Origin of the sequence: Maribacter sp. ACAM166 (assembly GCF_005771495.1) — a bacterium.
Classification (GTDB): Bacteria; Bacteroidota; Bacteroidia; order Flavobacteriales; family Flavobacteriaceae; genus Maribacter.
Genome location: NZ_VAUW01000010.1, coordinates 1 through 23,076, shown reverse-complemented (window position 1 = coordinate 23,076; position 23,076 = coordinate 1). Strand labels below are relative to the sequence as shown.

The following is a 23,076-nucleotide window of genomic DNA, read 5'->3' as shown; positions in this document are numbered from 1 at the left end:
AGACCGTTTTTTTGAGGCTATCTTTTAAAATTTAATAGCTAAAGAATAAAGGCTTCCTATTTTTTTTTGCCACATTATTTTCTTGTAAAAAATTCAATTTTCTGTATAAATCACTAATGCTCAAAGACGGCATAAACTGATGAGCGTTACCCTTTTTATTTGAGGAAAACTTATCAGTATGACCCGGTGTACTATTAAAGTGCTCTTTTAGTAAAATATTAAATTTTTCGGGGGTTAGGGGTTTATTCACAAACCCAGATACCTCCTTTATCTTTTCTGCTCTTGTTTTGTCTTCAGGGTTTATGGATGAAGAAAGAATCACAATTATAATTTCATCTTTTTGATCGAATTTTAGTTCTTTAAACGCTTCCATAAACTCCCACCCATTTATGCAGGGCATGTTTAAATCAAGCAAGATTAAGTCTGGAAACAGATTCGTTTCCTTAATTCCTAAATTCAATATATCTAGGGCTTGCTGACCGTTTTCAGCAACTTGTATGTGGTCTGTGCAGCCATTTTTCTTTATTATATAGTTGTTGAGGTAGTTAAACTCTCGACTATCATCTACAAGTAAAATACGTTTTAATTTATTTGTCATTGTTCGTTTGTTTTAATCGTGAAATAAAATGCACTTCCTGCATTTAGATTTGATTTCATCCAAATTTCCCCATTGTGCATTGTAACAATTTTTCTACACTGTGCAAGGCCGATACCAGTGCCTTCATAGTCTTCTTTGTTATGTAAGCGTTGAAAAATGATAAAAATCTTTTCTTTAAACTCTTCTTCAATGCCGATACCGTTGTCCATAAACTTGAATTGCCAGCCATCTTTTAGCTTTTTGGTAGAAATATGAATAATGGAGGGAACATTGTGTTGGCTGTATTTTAAAGCGTTACTAATGAGGTTTTGGAACAATTGTTTCATTTCAATAGGGTAGGCCAGTAATTCTGGAAGTTCTTCGCAAGTGATAACCGCTTCTTTTTCTTGAATAAGAACGTGCAGGTCTTCTTCTATAAATGCCAGTAATTTATTGCAATTCACCTTTTCCAATTTTCTTTTACCGCCTATTCTCGAATACTCAAGTAAGCCTGTAATTAAGCTTTTCATTCTCTTGGTAGATTGCTGAATGAAATCAAGATAACGATCGGCATTGCTATCTAATTTGCCTTTATACTCTTCTTCTAATAATTTAGCAAAACAACTTACGGTGTCTAGAGGTTCTTGCAAGTCGTGAGAGGCGATGTAGGCAAATTGTTCTAATTCTTTGTTCTTGGTCTTGAGCATGGTTTCTGAGGCAACTAATTCTTGTTGAATCTTTTGCTTATTTGCTAAATTTTGCTTCGCTATGAACAAGTTAGCACATGTGGCTAATAGCAACTCTAGTTTATCAATGAACGAATCATTATAGCCCCCAGGTCTATTGGACACTCCCACCATACCGATTAATTTATCGTTGTTGTATAATGGCATACCCATAAAGCTACCCAGATTAGAATGATGTTCAGAAAGCTCCTCGCTATATGGATCAGTATAAAGCTCGTTGGAAATTATTGGTTTACCAGTTGTAATTACTTGTTTTAAAAGAGCATCAAGGTTCTTAAAATTCAATTCTTCAGTGGTTATTTTTTTGTAAAACGAGCCTTTTTCTTCGTTCGGGTATACATTGGTTATAGCTTGTATTTCAAGGGTAGGTTTTTTGTTTTTATCCACCACTATTTCACCAATAAAACCGTATTCACTAGCTGTTGTGTGCAACAAAACATCCAATAGGTTATCGAAAGGTATTTGAGAGCTACACGTTGTAATAAATGATGCTTGTACCTCTCGTAAAGCCTCTAGCATTATTTTGGCTTCCTTTTTTTCTGTAATATCTTTGTTCGTTCCAATCATGCGAATAGCCGTGCCCTGATCATCACGGATCACCTTGGCAGTAGCATGAATGTGATGTACAGAATAATCAGGCCAAATAACCCGAAATTCGGTATCGAAGCTTTTGTCACCGTTTAAAGCTAGAAGAATTTCTGCATCGATATAGGTCTTATCCTCAAAATGAATTTGAGAAACCCAGATATCATAAGGCTTTCTAAAATCACTTTTATTTAGGCCATACAAACTATATGCAGTATCATCCCAAATAAGGCTATTGTTACTAATGTCCCAGTCCCATATACCCAATTGAGCTGCATTAACTGCCAATGCAAGTCGTTCTCGCTGATTTTCAATAGTATCGTCAGCTTTCTTTTGCCGGGTAATATCCTTAACTACTGACCAGACTAAGTCTTCACCATTTTTACCAGTTATTTTCACTCCATTTATCAATACGGGATACCGCTGTCCGTTTCTATGAATATACTCTTTCTCATAAGGGCCAAAACTATTTATTTTTGCCAACGAATCGAGCTGTATTTGTTCTTGTACTCTGTAGTCATCTGGGGTTAACTCCCAATAAGAAAGTTTATTCAGTTCATTGATAGAATATCCTGTAAACTTTGAAAACTCTCGATTTATTTCGATGAAATGCCCTTGCATATCATTTAAGATTATACCCACCGGTGCGATATCGAAAAAGCTTTTGAGTTTAAGCTCATTTTCCACAAGTGTTTTTTGCTGTAGTTTAAATTGCGTTACATCTCTTATCAAATGGTCTATGCCAATGGGCCTATCAAATTCATCAGTACGTATCCTGAAATTAACCAACACATGTAAGCGTGATTTATCTTTGGCATAAAGATCTGTTTCAAAATTATTGCAAGATCTCGTTTCCTTTATTAGAAGAAAATCGTTGGTTGCATTTTCTTTATCCATAAAAACGTTCACACTATTTTTTCCAATTACTTCTTCAGGTCTATAGCCAAAAAGTTCATAAACGGACGGTGATATCATTTCAATGATGCCGTCATTATTCACCCGAATAAAAACATCACTTATCGCTTTAAATATATTATGAAATTTATTTGCTTTTTCTTCCATTAATAGCAAAGCTTTCTTTTCATCGTTATGTACTTGGTACACTTGAAGCGCCCCGTCTATTAGTGCTTTCATTTCACCAAAATCAAAAGGTTTATTTATAGAACTGAATATCCCTATTTCGCTGCTTACCTCTTTTACCATATTGATGTCAGCGTATGCCGTTACCATGATACTTTTTATATCGGGCCATTTTAACGTGGCCTGTTTTAACAGTTCCATGCCCGATATGTTTGGCATGAGTTGGTTCGTAATAATTAGCCTTATATGATTTTTCTCAAGTATTTTTAGTGCTTCAGCACCAGATAGCGCAGTGAAAATTGTATAATGACGTTTCAAATTCGTTTCAAAAACACGAATGTTACTTGGTTCATCATCTACGTAAAGTATGTTAAGTTTTTCTGCTTCCATAACTGTTTACTTTATCTTAGGAATACTGATTGTAAATTCAGTGCCTTCTCCCATTGTACTTGCAATACTGATTTTTCCGTTATGTGATTCAATTATGCTATGACATATTGATAATCCCAACCCGGATCCTACATCTTTAGTGGTAAAAAATGGATCAAAAACCTTTTGAAATATTTCTTCCGGTATTCCATTCCCGTTGTCTTTTATACTGATATCTATTTTATTCTTAAATGTTTTGGTGTTGATGGTAATTGTTCCATTACCATCAACAGCCGCTATGGCATTGTTTATAATATTCAAAAAGACCTGATTGATCTTCCCGGGATGGCATTTTATAACAGGCAATGTAGGATCGTATTCTTTTTTTATTTCAATACCATTCTTGTATTTGACCTGTAAAATTTTCAATGTTGATTCAAGTCCTGCATGAATGTCAGATTCTACCATTTCACCTACATCGATTCTTGAAAAGACTCCCAGTCCTTTAACAATTTCCGAAGTACGAGTCGCCCCTAGTTTGATATCATCTATTAGTTGTGGTATCAATTCTTTAATATCGTCGTATTCATATTTCGATTTAAGGAGTTCTATTTCCTTTAAAACGCCGTTAAGGGTGCCAGTGTCGGTTGAATTTATTGAGTCGTACTTTTGCATGATCATCCTAAGGTCATTAAAACTCATTTCCAAAGCAATCACGCCTCCATTAATAAAGTTTACCGGATTGTTTATTTCATGGGCAATACCAGCGGTAAGCACACCCAATGAGGACATCTTTTCAGACTGTACCAATTGTACCTGCATTTGTTTTAAATGTTGCAACGCTTTTTTAAGATCCTGTTGTTGTTTTTTAAGGGTTAAATGCGTTCTTATTCTGGCAATTGCTTCTTTTGCTATAAATGGTTTTTCAATATAATCTACCCCGCCCATTTCAAAGGCTTTAACTTTTTCTGCGGTTTCTGATAAAGCACTAATAAATATGACAGGTATGTCAGCTGTTTTTTCATCGCTCTTTAACCTCTCACACACTTCAAATCCATTCATATTTGGCATCATAATATCAAGTAATATGATGTCTGGTGCGTTGTTTTTAATACTCAATAAGGCTTGCTCCCCATTATTAGCGATTCTTACCTTATAACCTTCGGGTTTAAGGATTCTAGAAAGCACTTTTAGGTTTTCTGGGATATCGTCAATTATAAGTATGGTATGACTCATGTCTTTGCTTGTATTGTTTTTTAGTGTGCTTTAGGCTTCGATTGCCCGTCTATTTTAGTTTACAAAAACACACTAATAACATAATTGCTGTATTTTTTCTAAGTTAAAATCACCTGTTAATCTTTGAATATATTTTGCCAATGGCAGGTTGACCACTTTAATGTCGTCGATAAGTGCTTCAATGGCGTCGATATCCCCTTCAGTTGCACTTTTTTTAAGGTTGTCCCTTAGTTCATCGGACAAAGCCTTTAGTTCTATTTTTGCATCAATTAGCTCTTTTTTATTTTCTGTACATGTAACGATTGGCTCATATTCATAGTCAATTTTCGCACATTGCTTTATTTTTTCTAGTAATTCTGTTTCCATAAAAGGTTTGCGTACAAAAGCATCTGCACCTAATTCAAGTAGGTCTTCCCCTTTGTCATCAAAAGCACCGGCACTTACGGCAATAATTGTGGGATCTTTCCCATCCTTTAGTTGTCTTATTTTTATCGTTGCTTCTTTTCCGTTCATAACGGGCATTATGGTATTCATAAGTATCACTTGGGGTCCCCATTGGGTATAAAGATCAATTGCCTGCTTACCATTTTTAGCCTCTTTTATTTTAAAGCCAATCGGTTGAAGAAGTCTTTTTATAATGTCTCGATTTTCAGTATTATCATCAACCACAAGAACACGCATTTCAGTCTGCCCTTCGGCTAACCTAAGCACCTTTTTTTTTGTTGATTTATTTTCAATTTGTTCACCCTTAACAGCCGTGTATTCAAACGAAAAATAGAATGTAGAGCCAAATCCTATTTTACTTTTTACAGTTAGCTGACCATTCATTAACCTTGCTAGCTGTTGACCAATAGTCAAACCAAGACCGGTGCCCCCGGCTGTTTTCGTACCCTGATCGGTCTGTTCGAATGCGTTAAAAATAAGTTCTTGTTCATCTTCGGGTATACCAATCCCCGTGTCTGACACTTCGATCATAATCTTATTTTCATTTAAATAGGCAACCAAACGCACGCTTCCTTTTTTGGTGAATTTTGCTGCGTTTCCCATTAAATTAAATAGTACCTGGCGAATACGGCTTTCATCACTATATATGATTTCTGGCACATCTGAACCTATATCGATTGAGAATTGTAGGTTTTTGTCTGCCATCACTATACGTAACATCTCATGGATGTCCTTTAGCAGGTTATGAAAATTAAATGCGTTAAGTGACAATGTGACCTTTCCCAGCTCTATCTTAGACATATCCAGTATATCGTTTATGATTCCCAGTAGATGTTCCCCGCCTTTGTTAATATGATGAACGCTTGTCTTTTGATCATTGGTCAAGGTTCTATCATTTCCCAGAACTTGGCAATAGCCAATGATAGCATTCATTGGTGTACGTATTTCGTGGCTCATGTTGGCCAGGAACTGTGATTTTGCCCTATTTGCTTTATCAGCTGCTATTTTGGATTTTATGAGTTCACTTTCCAACTTTTTTCGTAGGGTGATATCTTTCCAGTTACCAACCATCTCGATAGGTTTTCCCGTTTTATCATATATAATTTTTAACTCATCGCTCATCCAACGATACTCGCCGTCTTTGTATTTCCAGCGGTATTCATGCCTGTACTTTTCTTTTGCAAAAAAACTTGAGAGTCTACTTAAAACCCGCTCTTTATCGTCTGGATGAACGTTTGATGCCCAAAAATTAGGATCCCGGATATAATCTTGAGGTGTGTAACCAGTAATTTCATGTATATTTTCGCTGATATAAATTGCCCCAAAAGGTTCTTTTGTTTCACAGGTATATGTTATGCTAGCAGTAGATTTAAGTAAGAACTTCAATCGCTTTTCTGAATCAAAAAGCGAGTCGTTTTCCTGTTTTAGGTTGTTAAGTTTGTCTGTACTTATTTTAAGGGTTTCCAGAGCATTCTTGTGTAAGTAAACCTCTATTTCTAATAAGTGGCTCTTATGCTTCAATATTTTATTCGCCGATAACAGCTGCTCTGTCAGTTCCTTGTTTTTTTTAATCAGGAGTGCGTTGTGCTTGTTTTTTTCCATATTTCTCAGCTTTAATAATTAGCTAAAAACATTACCGTATCACATCTTCATGTTTTTTGTCTCCGCGTGATATTAACAAGTGTATCGAACTTACAGGAAGGCCATTGAACTCGATACTATTTTTATAATTTTTCAATAGGATTTTTGCAAGTAAGATGGCGTTTTCTAGGTATAGCATATTATATGCGTTTGTTTTCTTAAAGTTCTCCAAAACCTAATAATTGCCGATCCTAATTGACTACTAATTCTATGAACGTTGATATTTCTTTTGAACATTGTTCATATATCGTTGTTACTCTGCAAATTTAGATTTGTATTGGCGATTCACAGTTAGGGGAAAGGCTTAAAAAAGTATAGGTGTTTGTCCTATGTGTTTTGTAGTCTATTTTAAATGCTTTCGGGGTAGGAAAAGAACTACTGATGATTTATGGAGTCTATTTGTCCCTATTTAAAGCAGGTTGGGTTGGCCAGTAGAAAGAATCGGCACGATCACAAAGTTATCGGGAGGCATACTTGCCTGTTCGAGGTACAGGTTCTATTGTGCGAGCTGTCTGCTTTATCTATCGGTTATCAGCAAAACAGATAAGATCAAGTCGAGGGATAAAACCTTGATTCCGTTGAAAAAAAGGGATGTTTCAACCATCGAATTTAACAGCTGTGGCTAATGCTAAAAAATAGAATTAACAAAATGGTATTTCATTAAAAAAAGAGAACAATTGTAGTTAGTCTACAAGATCATTTTTTATGGCGTACAGAATCATATCCGCATTAGATTTCATATTCATTTTTACAAGTATATGGGATCGGAAGGTACTTATTGTTTTTACACTTAATGATAGTTCATCACCAATTTGCGATACAGATAGGCCTTTTCCTATTAATTGCAACACCTCTAATTCCCTATTCGATAACGTGAAATGGCCATTCTTTTGATCTTTTTTACTGACATGTGAAATCAGTATTCTAGTCATAGCTTCTGTTATATATTGTTTGCCGTCGAGTATAGTCTTAATGGCTTTGACCAATAATGTAGGGGTTGTGTTTTTAGTGAGATAACCAGCAGCACCTGCCTTGACTACTCGCAACGCAAATTGATCTTCCGGATATACGCTTAATACCAATATTGGAGTTTTTATACCATTACGTTTTAATTCTTTAATGGCTTCAAGACCATTTCTTCCAGGCATATTTATATCCATTAGAATAATATCCCAAGGTTGTTCAATTGCTAATTTTAAGGCTTCAGGCGTATTCCCTGCTTCACCATACTGCACTTGAGCAAAGTTGTCATCAATTATATTTTTTAATCCTTGTCTTATTATTTGATGATCATCAACTAACAGTATTTTTAATATCATTATAGTGTATATCTTGATTTGGGGATTGTGACATTTATTTCAGTTCCGCCTTGTTTAGGGGAAAAAATTAAAAACTCACCCCCTACAATATTAGTTCTTTCTCTCATTCCGAGCAATCCCATCGAATTTATACTATCAATGTTTTTATTTGTTACCCCTATACCATTGTCACTAACAAAAAGCTGGATGTTTTTATTGTTATTTTTCAAAACAACGTTTAAGCTAGTTGCTTTGGCGTGCCGTGAAATATTGGTCAGTATTTCCTGAAAAATACGAAATAGGGCTGTTGTTTTTGCCTGATCAAGCTGATCTTTGTCATGTGGTTCGATATTGACATTGATTTTCATTTCGTTTCTTTTCATAAACTTTTCCAGTTGCCACTCAAGGGCTGCACTAAGCCCGAGTTGATCCAATATTCCTGGCCTAAGGTTGGCCGCTATTTGTTCGGCTGTTTCGATAGAACTGTTGGTTAAGCTGATCATTGATTGTAGTTCAACTGCTATGTCATTACCCTGACACTCCGGTTTTTTACTGATATGGTGCAGATCCATAAGAAGGGCCGTTAAATAATGCCCTAAATCGTCATGAATGTTCCTTGCGATGAGCGTTTTTTCTTCTTCCCTAATTCTTTCAATCCGTGAGGCCAATGCCCTAAAATTTTTCCTTGCTTGAATGAGTTTTTCCTTGGTAATTTTTTGTGACGAAATATCCCGTACTATTATTTGAATAATCGTCTTTTTGTTTAGCTCTATTTTAGTGAACAATATTTCCGAATCAAAAGTTGTTCCGTCCATTCGTTTAGAAATCGCTTCAAAATCAATGGTTCCCGCTACTAAAACCTTATCGAATTGCTCCTTTATTAGCTCAGTAATCGGCTGACCATTTGGTAAGAAACTAGAGAGTAAATCTTCCAGCTTCATTGCCAAAAAATCTTCCTTCTCATCAACGTTGTACATTTTTAAAGTCGCTATATTACAGTCCAAAAACTTCCTTCCATCATGAATAATTATCGCGTCTCTTGAATATTCGTATATAGCACGAAACTTGTCTTTACAATACTCTAAAGATTCTAATGTCAAAACCCGTGCACTAATGTCTCTACCCTTAAGCGTGAAATTGGTAATCTCATTTTTTACATTTTTTATGGGAGTAATAGTTGTCTCTTCATGATACAATTCATCATTTTTTTCTCTGTGCATTATTACACTTTTAAAAACCTCTCCCGCACCAATCGTTTTCCATAGATTTCCATAAAATTTAGTACGATGTTTTTCGGAATTTAATATAGTAGGTTTTTCACCCTGCAATTCTTCTTTACTGTAACCCGAAAGTTCTATCGCTGCATTATTTGTATATATAATTACAACATCTTCATCGGTAACTATAAAGGAATCTGCAGTTTGCTTAATAATATTAGATACACTCATTGAAAGTGTTTCGCCTTCCCTATATATCTTTTCCTGTTGTACACCCGCCACGATGTCACTAAAATTTTCATCAGGCTTTTCCTCACTGTTTTTAACGGCCGTGATATCAATATGAGTCAACAGCACCATCGGCGTCACTTCTTTTATTTTAGCAACCCTTAACAAAAACCATTGTGGTCCGTCGGCACTATGACAAGGATATTCCATTTCAAAATGGTCAACCTCCTCATTAATTACAGACAAAATACCTTTGTGAGCTTGCTGTTCCCTTTCCTTATCTTCAAGGGTTGCTTTTTTGCGTATTTTTAAATAGGTCAGTCCTGTCTTCGACTTTTTAAGTTTTCTAGCACTATTTTTATTGAATTTGTCCCATGAATCATTAGTGAGAATAATTTCACAATCCGCATTTAAAATCATTAAGGAATCAGAGATGGCATTAACAATATGTATGTGCTTGACCATTTTTAATCATTTAAATTTAAAGGTATTCTTTTATAAGCAACTTGCCGGTTGATAGGGTTGCTATTGTTGAAGCGGCGGATGCAAGTGTTTGATATCAAGCTTGCTAATTCGAAAAAAAATTATAGAAAGGGAGCGTAGTTTTTGAATGTTAGAACGAATTTTGCGTAATAGCCTCTGTGAATAGTTTTTTTAAATTTACACAGTAAAACAAATTGAATTGCTTGCACGTTTCCTTTACTAGCGCTCTAAGCTGAGGTGATCCTATGAATTGAAATACTGAAAGGAGGCAAAGAATATAAACAGAGAGGTTCATTAACAAATAGGAAAACCTACATGGCTTACCTAAGAAAAATTCAATACAATCTCAATATTCAATCCCACCCATATGTTTCGATAAACCTATCTTATTTCATAAAAGCCTTAGAAAACAAACGTGTTAAGACTATGAATCTTCTGTTCTTTTTTTCAATTTTGACTGTTCAAAACCTTTAAAAGGTCTAATCAACCTAGTTAGATTTATTTGAACTTGGGTTATGAGTACCATTTTTAATGAAACTGTGAAAATATTGGTAGCTACTTAGTGGATAACCAACTGTGTTTTGTGCTATTTTCAAAATTATATTTACACTAATTTTTGCACCGTTGAGTAAAAACATTTCAATTTCTAGGGGAAATTACTTCGACCAATTTATCGATAGTCGAATGTCAGAAGAAAGGCTAAAGTACATGAGTGAAGTCGTTAATATTGGAGTCAGACTTCTGGAAAAAAAGAAAGTAAGGTCAAAGCACTTCTAAATGCTATTCAAGAAAGAAGTCTTACCTAGATTTTGAACTGTTGCAGATTGAATTCCGGACAGGATTGAAAAACCTTCGAACTTAAAAGCTGTATCAGTCGATTCTTGGTATATTCGAACATATGGAACTAACACATGACAAAAGAAGCAAAAAAGAAGGCTTCGTTTCTGTAAGTGGAGCAAGACAACATAATCTTAAAGATGTAAGTCTTGAAATTCCCCGTGATGCTTTGGTCGTATTTACCGGAATTTCTGGCTCAGGTAAATCATCACTTGCCTTTGGCACTTTGTATGCCGAAGCTCAACGAAGATATCTTGAATCTGTGTCACCATACGCACGGCGACTTTTTCATCAAATGCCAATTCCAGAAGTCGATGAGATCGAAGGTTTGCCTCCTGCGGTTGCCTTACAGCAGCAACGCAGTTCAGGAACCACCAGATCCTCGGTCGGCTCCGTGACCACATTGTCTAACCTGTTACGTATGTTATATTCCCGCGCAGGCGATTATCCACCGAACCAGCCTCTTTTATATGCAGATTCTTTTTCAACCAACACTCCAGAAGGCATCTGCCCAGAATGTCATGGACTTGGTCGCGTGTACCAAGTCACAGAAAAAAGCATGGTTCTCCATGATACCTTAACCATTCGGGAAGGAGCCATAGATTCCTGGCCCAAGGCATGGCAGGGTAAAAATCTTCGCGACATTTTAGTCACACTGGGATATGATGTTGATGTTCCTTGGAAAGATATCCCACAAAAAGATCGTGACTGGATCTTATTTACAGACGAAAAACCTAAGGTACCGGTATACCGAAACTTAGATCAGGAGGAAGTGCAACGTGCCATTAAAAATAAGCGGGAACCAAGTTATATGGGAACCTACACGGGTGCCAAAAAATTGGTATTGTACACTTTTGCAAATACGCAAAGTATGTTGATGAAAAAGCGTGTGTCTAAATATATGATCAGCAGTGAATGTCCTACCTGTCATGGCAAACGCTTACGGCCAGAATCTCTTTCCGTCACTTTTTCTGGTTATGATATTGCTGATATTTCGAGGTTGCCATTGAAAAAATTACATGCTATTTTCTCTCCTTATGGAAATGGCTCGGCGCCGGGTTTAGATAAATTGACCAAAAGCTACGAAGAGAAAGCACTCGTTGCACAACGTATTGCCGAAGATCTTGTTGCAAGAGTAGACGTTTTGTTAGAATTAGGGCTGGGTTATTTGTCTTTGGAGCGAAGCACACCGACCCTATCTCCTGGTGAACATCAACGTTTAAGATTGGCGACCCAAGTACGTAGTAATTTATTTGGAGTGGTGTATGTATTAGACGAGCCTTCTGCAGGATTGCATCCCGCTGACACCGAAGCTTTACTCAAAACGTTGGATAGATTGAAAGCTAGCGGGAATTCGCTTTTTGTCGTCGAGCATGAACTAGATGTGATTCGCCATGCCGATTGGTTAGTAGATGTAGGTCCTGATGCTGGCGAAGGTGGTGGTGAGGTTTTATATAGTGGTCCTCCAGTAGGTTTAAAAGATATTTCAAGATCTAAAACCAGGGAACATCTTTTTAACGACCTCCCTTTTAAAAAACCCAAACCGCGAAAGCCTTCTGGATGGCTCAACTTAAGCGGAGTTACCAAAAATAATTTAATCAACCTTGAGGCATCTTTTCCTTTAGGTGTATTAACGAGTGTTACTGGTATTTCAGGCTCGGGTAAAAGCAGCTTGGTGAGTCAGGTTTTGGTAGAGCTAATGTCCACCCAACTAAGAAACGGCTCTTCTTCAGAAAAAGAAGAAGAAGAGGAAGATCTCTTGAAACAGGAAGTTGTAGCAACGCAGGGTGGTGAGATTACCGCGGGTTCAGAAAACATAAAACGCATGGTTGTGGTCAATCAGAAACCAATTGGTAGAACACCACGCTCCAACTTGGCTACTTATACGGGCTTGTTTGATGTGGTGCGAAAATTATTTGCGACAACAAAATTAGCTAAATCGCGTCATTATCAGGCTGGTCGCTTTTCATTTAATATCGGAAAGGGCCGTTGTCCCAATTGCGAGGGCGAAGGCTTTGTGATGGTCGAACTCTTGTTTTTGCCCAGTGTCTATGCTCCGTGCCCTGTTTGTGAAGGCACGCGCTATAATCCTGAAACCTTAGAAGTCACTTATCATGAAAAAAATATAGCTCAGGTTCTTGGTTTGACCGTAAATGACGCAGCAAAATTTTTTGAGAAAGAAGACCGCGTAATGCGTCCCCTTAAGGTATTGCAAGAGGTAGGTTTGGGTTATTTACGCTTAGGTCAACCAGCAACAGAACTCTCTGGTGGAGAAGCGCAGCGTATAAAACTGGCAAAAGAACTACAACGGTTGAACCGAGGAAAAACGCTTTATATTTTAGACGAGCCAACAACGGGCTTGCATCCAACCGATGTAGAAAAATTACAACTTCACCTGGCAAGATTAGTTGATGCCGGCAACACCGTAATTGTAGTGGAGCATGATATGCAGGTAATTGCTGGAAGTGATTGGGTTATCGACATGGGGCCTGGAGCAGGAGAAGAAGGAGGGAAAATGGTAGCAGCAGGCATACCAGAAATAGTCGCAAAAAACAAACAGAGTAAAACAGCATTTTATTTATCGAGAATATTAAGCGGTCACTCTTAATGCATATAAATATTTTATACGGCAGGTTTTAAAACTCGTCCTAGTGGCAACGTTGTAAGATTGGATTTTCAAAATCTCTTCCGAAGTTGGTCGTCCATTCAATTAATCACCTCCCTTTCTATACTAGCTGCAACGAGTTCTTAAAGAATTTTTTTAATTTTTAGGGTGTACGAGATTATCGGTTCCGAACTAAAGGGTATTCGACCAAATTACCGCTTGCCTTATTCTCAAACTCTCGAATAACTTTTCTGGTATAGAAAATATATAATATTGGTAGATTTACTACTGTTTTTTACTCGCTTTAGCTAGAATTATTTTTCTTATATTAATTGTAATATTTATCGTACATAGTACGTTATATCAACCGGTCGATAGATTTTTTTAACACCTTAGATGGTAACTACATCGATTTTCAAATTAAAAAACAAATAAATATGAAGCGTACCCTATTATTTTTTGCCTCCCTTTTACTTATTTTTTCGTCCTGTACGGTAGACGAAGTTGCCGACGGCGCCGACGGTGCGAATGGTTTAGACGGTGAAGCCGGTCTTGCCATTAGTATGGAACAAATTGTTCTAGCTAACGGGTGTGCCCAAATTCGTTTTTTTACGGATACAAATACCAACGGCACATTAGACGCTGAAGAAGCTTTGATTTCTGAATTTGAGCTGTGTAATGGAACAGACGGAACAAACGGTAATGATGGAACCAACGGAACGGAGGGAGTCAATGGTAATTCGATTGGCGTTATATTTAATGAAAGTACGAGCTGCTCAAACGGTGGCAAAACCTATACTTTTTATGTAGATAGCAACGGCAATGGTGCGTTAGATACCGCAGAAGCGATTATTACCCAAGATACTATTTGCAACGGAGCTGATGGTACGGACGGTGAGAATGGTATTGACGGTAGCCCTACAGCGATTAGCGTCAGCAGCGCTGATTTAGAAGACTGCGCTTTAGGTGGTCTTGTTATTCAAGTTTTTATAGATGACAACCGCAATGGAATATTGGACGCCGGAGAAAGCCTTACAGCTACTACGATTACCTGTTATAATACGGTAGACACCGATGAAGATGGTGTACCCGATGTGATCGACCTTTGCCCCAATACGGTGGCCGATACCGATGTGAATAGTAGTGGATGCTCTATAATTTATGTAGCAGAAAATGGAATTACCTTAAAAGTACTAGCAGGCGTTGAGGCAGGAGATTATAGGTTTAACAATGAAACCTATACCGTTGTGGAGAATAAAGAAGCACTGGAAGCTCTTGTTACTGACGGTGCGGACCTTTCTAAGGTCATTACCTCTAAAATCACGGATATGAAATGGCTTTTCTATAATGAAACTACTTTTAACCAAGATATAAGTACTTGGGATACCTCGAATGTTAGCAATATGGAATCTATGTTCTATCATGCTAATACTTTTAACCAGTCCATTGGGGCTTGGGATACCTCGAAGGTTACTACTATGAAATCTATGTTCAATCATGCTAATACTTTTAACCAGTCCATAGGGGCTTGGGATACCTCTAATGTTAGTGATATGAAATCTATGTTTAGTAATGCTGCTACTTTTAACCAAGATATTAGTACTTGGGATACCTCGAATGCTATTAATATAAGTTTTATGTTCTATATAGCTAATAATTTTAACCAAGATATTAGTACTTGGGATACTTCCAATGTTAACGATATGAGAGCTATGTTTTCCCAAGCAGATGCATTCGATCAGGACCTAGGCGGTTGGTGCGCAATAAAAATAGACTCAAGACCAAATTCATTTTCAGCTATGGATTCTAGTCAAGAGCCCGTTTGGGGAACATGTCCATAATATAATTAAAGAATAAGTACTTAAATAGGGCATAAAAAGGGTACGGTTACCATCGGTAATCGTACCCTTTTTCTTTGTTGTTGGGTAAGCTCTTTAACACCTGTATGCCGATTTAAATATTCATTTAATTCTTGAGCAACAGTAGTTTACATAAAAGTGATTGATGTCGCAGGCTCTGTTTATTTCGGTCATCGTAACAGGTGTTTTTTCTTCACCTAAATTTTCCGAACAAACGAAACGTTTTAGCTAGAATTATTTTCTGATATAAATTGTAATATTTATCGTACATAGTACGTTATATCAACCAGTCTATAGGTTTTTTTAACACCTTAGATGGTAACTACATCAATTTTCAAATTAAAAAACACATTATATGAAGCGTACCCCATTATTTTTTGCCTCCCTTTTACTTATTTTTTCGTCCTGTACGGTAGACGAAGTTGCCGACGGCGCCGACGGTGCGAATGGTTTAGACGGTGAAGCCGGTCTTGCCATTAGTATGGAACAAATTGTTCTAGCTAACGGGTGTGCCCAAATTCGTTTTTTTACGGATACAAATACCAACGGTACATTAGACGCTGAAGAAGCTTTGATTTCTGAATTTGAGCTGTGTAATGGAACAGACGGAACAAATGGGAATGATGGATCGGACGGAGTCAACGGTAATTCGATTGGCGTTATATTTAATGAAAGTACGAGCTGCTCAAACGGTGGCAAAACCTATACTTTTTATGTAGATAGCAACGGCAATGGTGCGTTAGATACCGCAGAAGCGATTATTACCCAAGATACTATTTGCAACGGAGCTGATGGTACGGACGGTGAGAATGGTATTGACGGTAGCCCTACAGCGATTAGCGTCAGCAGCGCTGATTTAGAAGACTGCGCTTTAGGTGGTCTTGTTATTCAAGTTTTTATAGATGACAACCGCAATGGAATATTAGATGACGGGGAAAGCCTTACAGCTACTACGATTACCTGTTATAATACGGTAGACACCGATGAAGATGGTGTACCCGATGTGATCGACCTTTGCCCCAATACGGTGGCCGATACCGATGTGAATAGTAGTGGATGCTCTATAATTTATGTAGCAGAAAATGGAATTACTCTAAAAGCACTAGTAGGGGTTGAGGCAGGAGATTATAGGTTTAACAATGAAACCTATACCGTTGTGGAGAATAAAGAAGCATTGGAAGCTCTTGTTACTGACGGTGCGGACCTTTCTAAGGTCATTACCTCTAAAATCACAGATATGAGTGAACTTTTCTATAATCGTTCTACTTTTAATCAAGATATAAGTACCTGGGATACTTCGAATGTTACCGATATGCGTAACACGTTCAGATTTGCAGATAGTTTTAATCAACCCATTGGGGCTTGGGATACCTCGAAGGTTACCGATATGAGTCAGATGTTCTCTTATGCCGATAGTTTTGACCAACCCATTGGGGCTTGGGATACATCGAATGTTACCCGTATGGAGTATATGTTCTATGTTGCAACTAGTTTTAATCAACCCATTGAGGATTGGGATACGTCGAATGTTACCGATATGTCCGAGATGTTCCGTGGTGCAACTAGTTTTAACCAACCCATTGGTGCTTGGGATACCTCGAAGGTTACCTATATGAGTTATATGTTTTACAATGCAGACGCATTCGATCAAAACCTTAGCGCTTGGTGCGTAACAGAAATAGGCTCACGACCATCTGAATTTTCAGGAATGGATTCTAGTCAAGAGCCCGTTTGGGGAACATGTCCATAATATAATTAAAGAATAAGTACTTAAATAAGGCATAAAGGGGTACGGTTACCATCGGTAATCGTACCCTTTTTCTTTGTATTTTGGTTCCGTATGTAGTTGTCTAGTATGACCTGTGCCTATACTTTTTCACACAAACAATAGACTGATTTTAATACTAAATGGTCTGAAGACAAAAACTTTAAACTAGGTATTGTCTTATTTTAAACGTTTAAAACTATTCTAAAACAATGATGGTTTGAAATAGGCAGTATCATATTTATGGATTATATCGATTTCTTAGTAGCCCTGTTACAATGAAAATAATAACGTATACGCTAAAAATTATGGCTGCAATCGCGACATAGTAGATAAGTGAATTCATGTGTTACTTATTTTTTATGAAAAGACAGTTCTTATAGAAAGGGGGAGTAGCTTGATATGTGATGTATGTTTTTTTGTTAATCTAGTAATTGACTATAGATTTGAAGTATGCAATTGTGTGAAGTGTTGTATTAGTTGTGTAGAATGTAAGAAAATTAGCATTTTTTTAATGGGGTAGTTTGTCTAAAATTGATATTTCAATTAAAATTTAAATAATAAAAAGAGTAGTGCATCCATCTTAGCACCTAATTTCTTATTCAATATTTTAAAAGCTCTCGTCATATGGCCTTCAATAGTTTTAATTGAAACTCCTAAATACTCTGATATTTCAATATGGGTCAGGCCTTCCTTCTTGTTCAATAAGAAAATTTGTTTGCATTTTTTAGGTAAACTGTCTATTTCTTGTTGAAGTTTGCCTAATAGTTCTTCTAAGTTCTCTGAATCATTCTCAACGACATGATCCAAAGCTTCTAAATATTTTTTTTCTAAATTAATAACGGGTTTGTTTTTTCTATACTGATCAATAAACCCATTATATACAGAACGATATAAGTAATTTTTTAAGGAAAGCTTTGGGTTTATATTTGTCCTTTTAACATAAAGTTCAACAAAAACGTTTTGTACAATATCTTCAGCTTTTTCATGGTCATGTATCAATGAATATGAATAAAGGCAAAGATTTTGATAAAAATCTTCCATCAAAAAATCGTAGGCCTTGGAATCTCCCAATTTTAATCTTTGGGCTAAAAAAAAGTGATTTTTAAAACCCATTTAATACTTGAATTTCAGTAAACTATAAAACTTTATCACTAATTCAAAAAAAAAGTGAAAATAAGTAGAGGGGTTTGCAACAATGATACGTAATAAAAGTATGATGAAGGAGTCAAAAGCACAAAAACTAATTGTTAAGTTCTTGAACAAGGAAATTAACCATGAAGAACTTGACCAGTTATATAGTTGGATAAAAAACAATAAAAACAGTAATACGTTCAATGAATACGTTAGAACTGAATATTTAACCAATGCATTCATGAAGAACTATAATGTGGAAAACGCCAAAAAAGTAATCGCCAAAAAAGTTGAAAGACAGAAGCGTAAAAAAAGAATCCAGCTGTTTAAAAAATTAGCAGTAGCTGCATCGGTATTAATTTTGTTTGGCATTATTACCTTCAATATACAATCAAATAATATAGAGACTGAGGTTGTAGATTATAAAATACAGATAGAATCTGGTTCTAATAAAGCGATACTGACCTTGGATAACGGAAATGAAATAACTCTTGAAAAAGGCAAGAAATATGCAACGGATAAGTTGACGAGCAATGGTGAAAAATTAGTTTACAAAAACACAGAGAAAGCTTCAAAGCTAAATACGAAGACTTATAATTATTTAACAGTTCCTAGAGGCGGACAATTTTTCATCCAATTATCTGACAGAACTAAAGTTTGGTTGAATTCAGATTCGAAACTTAAGTTTCCGACAGTATTCTCAAAAGATGAGACGCGTAAAATTGAATTAGTCTATGGGGAGGCTTACCTTGAAGTTTCACCAAGTTCAGATAACAACGACACTTCATTTTCGCTGATTTGCGATGGACAGGAAATCAGCGTTATAGGAACACATTTTAACATAAGAGCCTATTCTGATGATCATGAAATAGCTACTACGTTGATAGAGGGTAAGGTACTTGTTAAAAAAGATGGGTTCGAAGAAATTCTCAATCCCAATCAGCAATCTATAATCAACAATGAGTCCAACGGGATAAAGGTAATAGCGGTAGATGGTTCACAAGAAATTTCATGGGTGAAAGGAGTATTTACGTTCAATGAAAAGTCTTTGGTCGAAATCATGAAAATACTTTCAAGATGGTACGATGTAGAAGTGATATTTGAATCGGCAGAATTAAAAAATTATGTATTTACTGGAGTCTTGGAAAGGACGGATTCTTTTTTGGGTATAATCAAACTCATTGAAGCTACAAGTGAAAATGAGGTAACCTTTGAGGTCAACAATAAAACGATAACTATAAAATAAAATGGAATAAAAAAGAAAAGGCTTGAACCTTAGACAGTAGCAGTCTTTCTCAATTGGAAATAATTAACAATGCTCACTAAAACAATGTATAACTAATTCAAATGTAAAATTATGAAAAATATTCTCATCAGATCGACCTCCTATTTTGGAGACAGACTCTTAAAAACAATTATGAAAACATTGATCTTTTTTTGTTGCGCCCTTACCTTCGCACTTAGTCCTAATACGGGAGTTTCGCAGGATGTGGACATAACAATCGAGAAAGACATTTCTTTATCGGTAAAACAGATTTTTAAACTGATTAACGAACAAACAGATTTCAACTTTATTTACAGGGATGATTTAATTAAAAATGCTCCGGAAATAGATTTGAAAAAAGGAGTGGTAAAGGTAAAGACGCTACTTAAAAATTGTCTTTCACCGATTAATTTTACTTATGAGTTAACAGAGAATGGTACAGTAGTAGTAAAAAAGGCACAAAACAGTAAACAACTTGATACTAAAATCGAGACCTCTTTTATACTACAATCAACAATTACCGGAACTGTTACAGATGTGGATGCAAAGCCTTTAGGAGGTGCCAGCATATTAGAGAAAGGTACCACCAATGGTACGACTACTGATTTTGACGGTAATTTTTCGATTACCCTAAACAATGAAAATACAGTAGTGGTTGTTTCTTATATTGGATTTGCAACGAAAGAAATCACCGTAGAGGGTGAAAACAGTATAACCGTAGTGTTAAATGAAAGTGCGGCCCAACTCGACGATGTAATCGTTGTCGGTAGTAGAGGTAAGCCTAGAACTTCTTTTGATTCGCCTGTACCTGTAGATAATATAAGAATAGCCGATTTGGCCAAAACTGGACAAGGCGTGCTTGATCAACAATTAATGTTCAAGGTACCTTCTTACAACGCTACCCAACAGCCAATTTCTGATGCTGCTGCACATTTTAGTCCTGCAGATTTAAGAGGTCTTTTTCCTAGTAGAACCTTAGTTTTGGTCAATGGAAAAAGAAAGAATGCAAGTGCGCTCGTCTATAGTTATGTAACCCCTGGCCGTGGTGAGGTCGGTGTAGATATGAAGTCTGTTCCATCTGCCGCTTTAGAACGTGTAGAAATATTAAGAGACGGTGCTGCTGCCCAATATGGATCTGATGCCGTGGCTGGCGTCATAAATTTAGTTATGAAAAAGGCATCAGAACCTTTTGTAAACACAAGCTTTAGCACAACATCTAAGGGAGATGGTGAGCAATATCAAATAGAGACTGGTTTCGGAGTTAATATTTCGGATAAAGGGTATGCCAACTTCACCTTGAACTACTTTGACCAGAAAAGGTCACAACGAGCAGGGGCCATTACCAGTGTAGCAGATGAAGCTGCTTACTGGGGTGTTTCCGAAACTTCAGATTACAATACTAATGATTTAACTGCATTTTTAGATAGAAATCCAAGTGCAGGTTTTCAAGTTGGTTTACCAGACATGACCATTACTAACTTTAGCTACAACATGGGTTATACCTTGGACGAAGCTAGCCAAACTGAAATTTACTCATTTGGTACCCTAGCTAATCGTTCTGGTTCTGCTCCGCAATTTGCTCGTGTACCTTACTGGGTAACTGGTTTTGAACAAATCTATCCAGGACAGGATTTCTTCTTGGCAGAAATGTCTCCACAAATCAAAGACAACACCTTAGCATTAGGAATTAAAACGGTTTATAACGAGTGGAATTTTGATTTAAGTTCTACCATGGGAAAAAACCGAATAGATTACTACATTACCAATTCTTTTAATCAATCTTTTGGGGCGAGTAGTCCATCTGATTTTTACAATGGAGCTCACCAGTTCAGTCACGTAGTGAATAACCTTGATGTGGTTCGTACGTTCGAAGGAGCTAATGAAAGTGCTGTAACCGTAGCATTTGGCGCGGAACATCGTACAGAACGCTTCGTAACGGAAGAAGGTGAGTTTGCCTCTTACGGCGATGGAACGCCAGATGTGGCGGACAGAACAGGTTCTGAATCCTTTGGTGGGTTTAAGCCAGAAAATGCATCTAATGACTACCGTAACAACCTAGGTATCTATACGGACATCAACTATGATATTTCAAAATCATTCTTAATTGGTGGTGCTTTACGTTTTGAAAACTATAGCGATTTTGGTTCTAACACCAGTTGGAAACTGAATTCAAGATGGAAATCACAGAATGAAAAACTAAATATAAGAGGTTCTTTAAGTAGTGGTTTTAGGGCTCCTTCTCTACACCAATTATTCTATACGGCCATTACAACGACCCTGACCGAAAACGGAATACAGCAGAACGGTATTTTGAACAATTCCGATCCTGCACTTAGAGCATTGGGCATTCCAGAATTAAGCCCTGAAACTTCTTTTAATGTCGGCGCCGGTTTTACCTATCGTATCAGTAGAAATGCAGGTATTACAGTAGATGCTTACCAAATCGATGTTGATGAAAGAATCGTTCTTTCGGGTCAAGTAACCCCGACAGGAGACCCAACCAACCCAATCGATCAAACTTTAGATGGGGTCAATGTTGGTTCTGCAGGCTTCTTCTTGAACGCTATCAATACCAGAACAGAAGGTATAGATATTGTATTTAGCTATGATAACATAGCGTTGGGTAAAGGTTATTTAGGGGGTAGCATTGCTGCTAACTTTAATAAAACGCAAGTCACTGGGACCAATTTTCCAAGTTTTATTAGTAATAACGGACTTGAAGATGCAATTTTTTCAAGAGAGGATGTCTCAAGAGTTGAAAGTTGGAGACCAAGAAAAAAGATTATCGCTTCTGCGAATTATAGAATCAATAAATTTTCGACCAATTTATCTTTTATGAACTATGGGAAAGTCACCTACAGACATCCAAGCAATCCGGCAGATGATGCTACATATGGTGCAAAAACCTTGACCGATTTAAGTTTCTCGTATGAATTTACAGATAAAATCAATTTTACCCTAGGGGCCAATAATCTTTTTAATGTATATCCAGATACTTTCGCTGATGCTTACAGCAATAATGGTGGTGTACCTAACGATAGGAATTTGGATTTTGTGGGTAGGTTCAAGTATCCTTGGCAAACAACACAATTTGGTCTTGACGGAACAAGGATATTCACAAAACTAGCATTTACGTTTTAATTTTATTTTTTAAGTTTAGCTAGCCCAATCTTACTTCTTTTGATTGGGCTTTTTTAAATATTAATCGTTCATTAATGCGAATTATATCAACAAAGGCCCTCTTATTGAATGCCCTAATATTTAAAACATTTTTAGTCTTTAAACTACATTTTTAATCTACTCACTATCTAAATGAAAAGCACTTTAAGTATTGACAACACTTAAACCAAAGTTCCATTTATATGGGCCAATCTTCTCTTCCTGCTTTTTGGCAAAAGATAGATTACCGCTGTGGCGAAACTGGTTACAAATTTCCTGATTGCCATTATATTTTCCATTCGTTCACTATTAAAGAAGGCCGTATTTGAACAATTTCATAGAGGCGAATTCATAACCGAATGTAAACCTCTTGTAGACACTAGACTTGCAATAAAAAAGTGGACAATTAGATAAGAGTCATACTGCTATTTGTTGATTATACATTTCGTTTTCAAATTCTTCTATGGTTTTATACCCCAATGTAGAGTGCATTCTTCTTCTGTTGTACCAAGTTTCTATCCATTGAAAGACTGATAGCTCGGCTTCTGA

13 protein-coding genes and 1 pseudogene are annotated in these 23,076 nt (G+C 36.6%); 6 read left to right on the top strand and 8 right to left on the bottom strand.

From position 1 onward, the window contains the following. Window positions 1-31 precede the first annotated feature (31 nt). The 6 genes from ES765_RS09085 to ES765_RS09060 form a co-directional block, all read right to left on the bottom strand. A complete protein-coding gene (locus ES765_RS09085; RefSeq protein WP_138113424.1) occupies window positions 32-598 on the bottom strand; it encodes a two-component system response regulator in 567 nt (188 codons plus the stop codon). Next, a complete protein-coding gene (locus ES765_RS09080) occupies window positions 595-3,378 on the bottom strand; it encodes a PAS domain S-box protein (protein ID WP_138113422.1) in 2,784 nt (927 codons plus the stop codon). The genes ES765_RS09085 and ES765_RS09080 overlap by 4 nt, the downstream gene beginning before the upstream one ends. 6 nt (window positions 3,379-3,384) lie before the next feature. Next, on the bottom strand, window positions 3,385-4,593 hold the full coding sequence (locus ES765_RS09075; protein WP_138113420.1) for a response regulator: 1,209 nt from the start codon (window positions 4,591-4,593) through the stop codon (window positions 3,385-3,387). A 72-nt stretch (window positions 4,594-4,665) separates the two neighbouring features. Then, entirely contained in the window at window positions 4,666-6,639 is a 1,974-nt protein-coding gene (locus ES765_RS09070; protein WP_138113418.1) for a PAS domain-containing hybrid sensor histidine kinase/response regulator, read from the bottom strand. A 722-nt stretch (window positions 6,640-7,361) separates the two neighbouring features. Further along, window positions 7,362-7,997 (bottom strand): response regulator transcription factor, encoded by a 636-nt coding sequence (locus ES765_RS09065; protein ID WP_138113416.1) that lies wholly within the window; start codon window positions 7,995-7,997, stop codon window positions 7,362-7,364. Then, the gene (locus ES765_RS09060; RefSeq protein WP_138113414.1) at window positions 7,997-9,886 is read right to left on the bottom strand and encodes a PAS domain-containing sensor histidine kinase; all 1,890 of its coding nucleotides are present in this window, start codon (window positions 9,884-9,886) and stop codon (window positions 7,997-7,999) included. The genes ES765_RS09065 and ES765_RS09060 overlap by 1 nt, the downstream gene beginning before the upstream one ends. 594 nt (window positions 9,887-10,480) lie before the next feature. Here ES765_RS09060 and ES765_RS22875 point away from each other — a divergent pair. The 4 genes from ES765_RS22875 to ES765_RS09040 all read left to right on the top strand — a co-directional run bounded on the left by ES765_RS22875 (window position 10,481) and on the right by ES765_RS09040 (window position 16,955). Then, window positions 10,481-10,681 (top strand): type II toxin-antitoxin system ParD family antitoxin, encoded by a 201-nt coding sequence (locus tag ES765_RS22875; RefSeq protein WP_410504460.1) that lies wholly within the window; start codon window positions 10,481-10,483, stop codon window positions 10,679-10,681. A 121-nt stretch (window positions 10,682-10,802) separates the two neighbouring features. Then, entirely contained in the window at window positions 10,803-13,349 is a 2,547-nt protein-coding gene (gene uvrA, locus ES765_RS09050; protein WP_138113412.1) for an excinuclease ABC subunit UvrA, read from the top strand. A gap of 434 nt (window positions 13,350-13,783) precedes the next feature. Further along, a complete protein-coding gene (locus tag ES765_RS09045) occupies window positions 13,784-15,187 on the top strand; it encodes a BspA family leucine-rich repeat surface protein (RefSeq protein ID WP_138113410.1) in 1,404 nt (467 codons plus the stop codon). A 373-nt stretch (window positions 15,188-15,560) separates the two neighbouring features. Further along, window positions 15,561-16,955 carry a BspA family leucine-rich repeat surface protein gene (locus ES765_RS09040; protein ID WP_138113408.1) on the top strand — a complete coding sequence of 465 codons (1,395 nt, stop codon included), beginning with the start codon at window positions 15,561-15,563 and terminating at the stop codon, window positions 16,953-16,955. Window positions 16,956-17,516: 561 nt separating this feature from the next. Here the strand turns inward: ES765_RS09040 and ES765_RS09035 are convergent. Continuing rightward, a complete protein-coding gene (locus ES765_RS09035) occupies window positions 17,517-18,086 on the bottom strand; it encodes an RNA polymerase sigma factor (RefSeq protein WP_138113406.1) in 570 nt (189 codons plus the stop codon). A 100-nt stretch (window positions 18,087-18,186) separates the two neighbouring features. Between ES765_RS09035 and ES765_RS09030 the strand changes: the two genes are divergently transcribed. Together ES765_RS09030 and ES765_RS09025 are read left to right on the top strand one after the other, a co-directional pair. Beyond that, window positions 18,187-19,350 carry a FecR family protein gene (locus ES765_RS09030; protein ID WP_171017269.1) on the top strand — a complete coding sequence of 388 codons (1,164 nt, stop codon included), beginning with the start codon at window positions 18,187-18,189 and terminating at the stop codon, window positions 19,348-19,350. 171 nt (window positions 19,351-19,521) lie between these two features. Next, window positions 19,522-22,509 (top strand): TonB-dependent receptor, encoded by a 2,988-nt coding sequence (locus ES765_RS09025; RefSeq protein ID WP_138113402.1) that lies wholly within the window; start codon window positions 19,522-19,524, stop codon window positions 22,507-22,509. A 435-nt stretch (window positions 22,510-22,944) separates the two neighbouring features. Here the strand turns inward: ES765_RS09025 and ES765_RS09020 are convergent. Continuing rightward, window positions 22,945-23,076: pseudogene (locus ES765_RS09020) on the bottom strand (IS3 family transposase); the annotation flags it as partial.

What these genes read in the sequence shown, in the direction of transcription:
- ES765_RS09060 (WP_138113414.1), bottom strand. Translation starts at nt 9,886, where the DNA reads ATGGTCAAGCACATACATATTGTTAATGCCATCTCTGATTCCTTAATG.
- ES765_RS09040 (WP_138113408.1), top strand. Translation starts at nt 15,561, where the DNA reads ATGAAGCGTACCCCATTATTTTTTGCCTCCCTTTTACTTATTTTTTCG.
- ES765_RS09065 (WP_138113416.1), bottom strand. Translation starts at nt 7,997, where the DNA reads ATGATATTAAAAATACTGTTAGTTGATGATCATCAAATAATAAGACAA.
- ES765_RS09080 (WP_138113422.1), bottom strand. Translation starts at nt 3,378, where the DNA reads ATGGAAGCAGAAAAACTTAACATACTTTACGTAGATGATGAACCAAGT.
- ES765_RS09035 (WP_138113406.1), bottom strand. Translation starts at nt 18,086, where the DNA reads ATGGGTTTTAAAAATCACTTTTTTTTAGCCCAAAGATTAAAATTGGGA.
- ES765_RS09075 (WP_138113420.1), bottom strand. Translation starts at nt 4,593, where the DNA reads ATGAGTCATACCATACTTATAATTGACGATATCCCAGAAAACCTAAAA.
- uvrA (WP_138113412.1), top strand. Translation starts at nt 10,803, where the DNA reads ATGGAACTAACACATGACAAAAGAAGCAAAAAAGAAGGCTTCGTTTCT.
- ES765_RS09025 (WP_138113402.1), top strand. Translation starts at nt 19,522, where the DNA reads ATGAAAACATTGATCTTTTTTTGTTGCGCCCTTACCTTCGCACTTAGT.
- ES765_RS09085 (WP_138113424.1), bottom strand. Translation starts at nt 598, where the DNA reads ATGACAAATAAATTAAAACGTATTTTACTTGTAGATGATAGTCGAGAG.
- ES765_RS09045 (WP_138113410.1), top strand. Translation starts at nt 13,784, where the DNA reads ATGAAGCGTACCCTATTATTTTTTGCCTCCCTTTTACTTATTTTTTCG.
- ES765_RS09030 (WP_171017269.1), top strand. Translation starts at nt 18,187, where the DNA reads ATGATGAAGGAGTCAAAAGCACAAAAACTAATTGTTAAGTTCTTGAAC.
- ES765_RS09070 (WP_138113418.1), bottom strand. Translation starts at nt 6,639, where the DNA reads ATGGAAAAAAACAAGCACAACGCACTCCTGATTAAAAAAAACAAGGAA.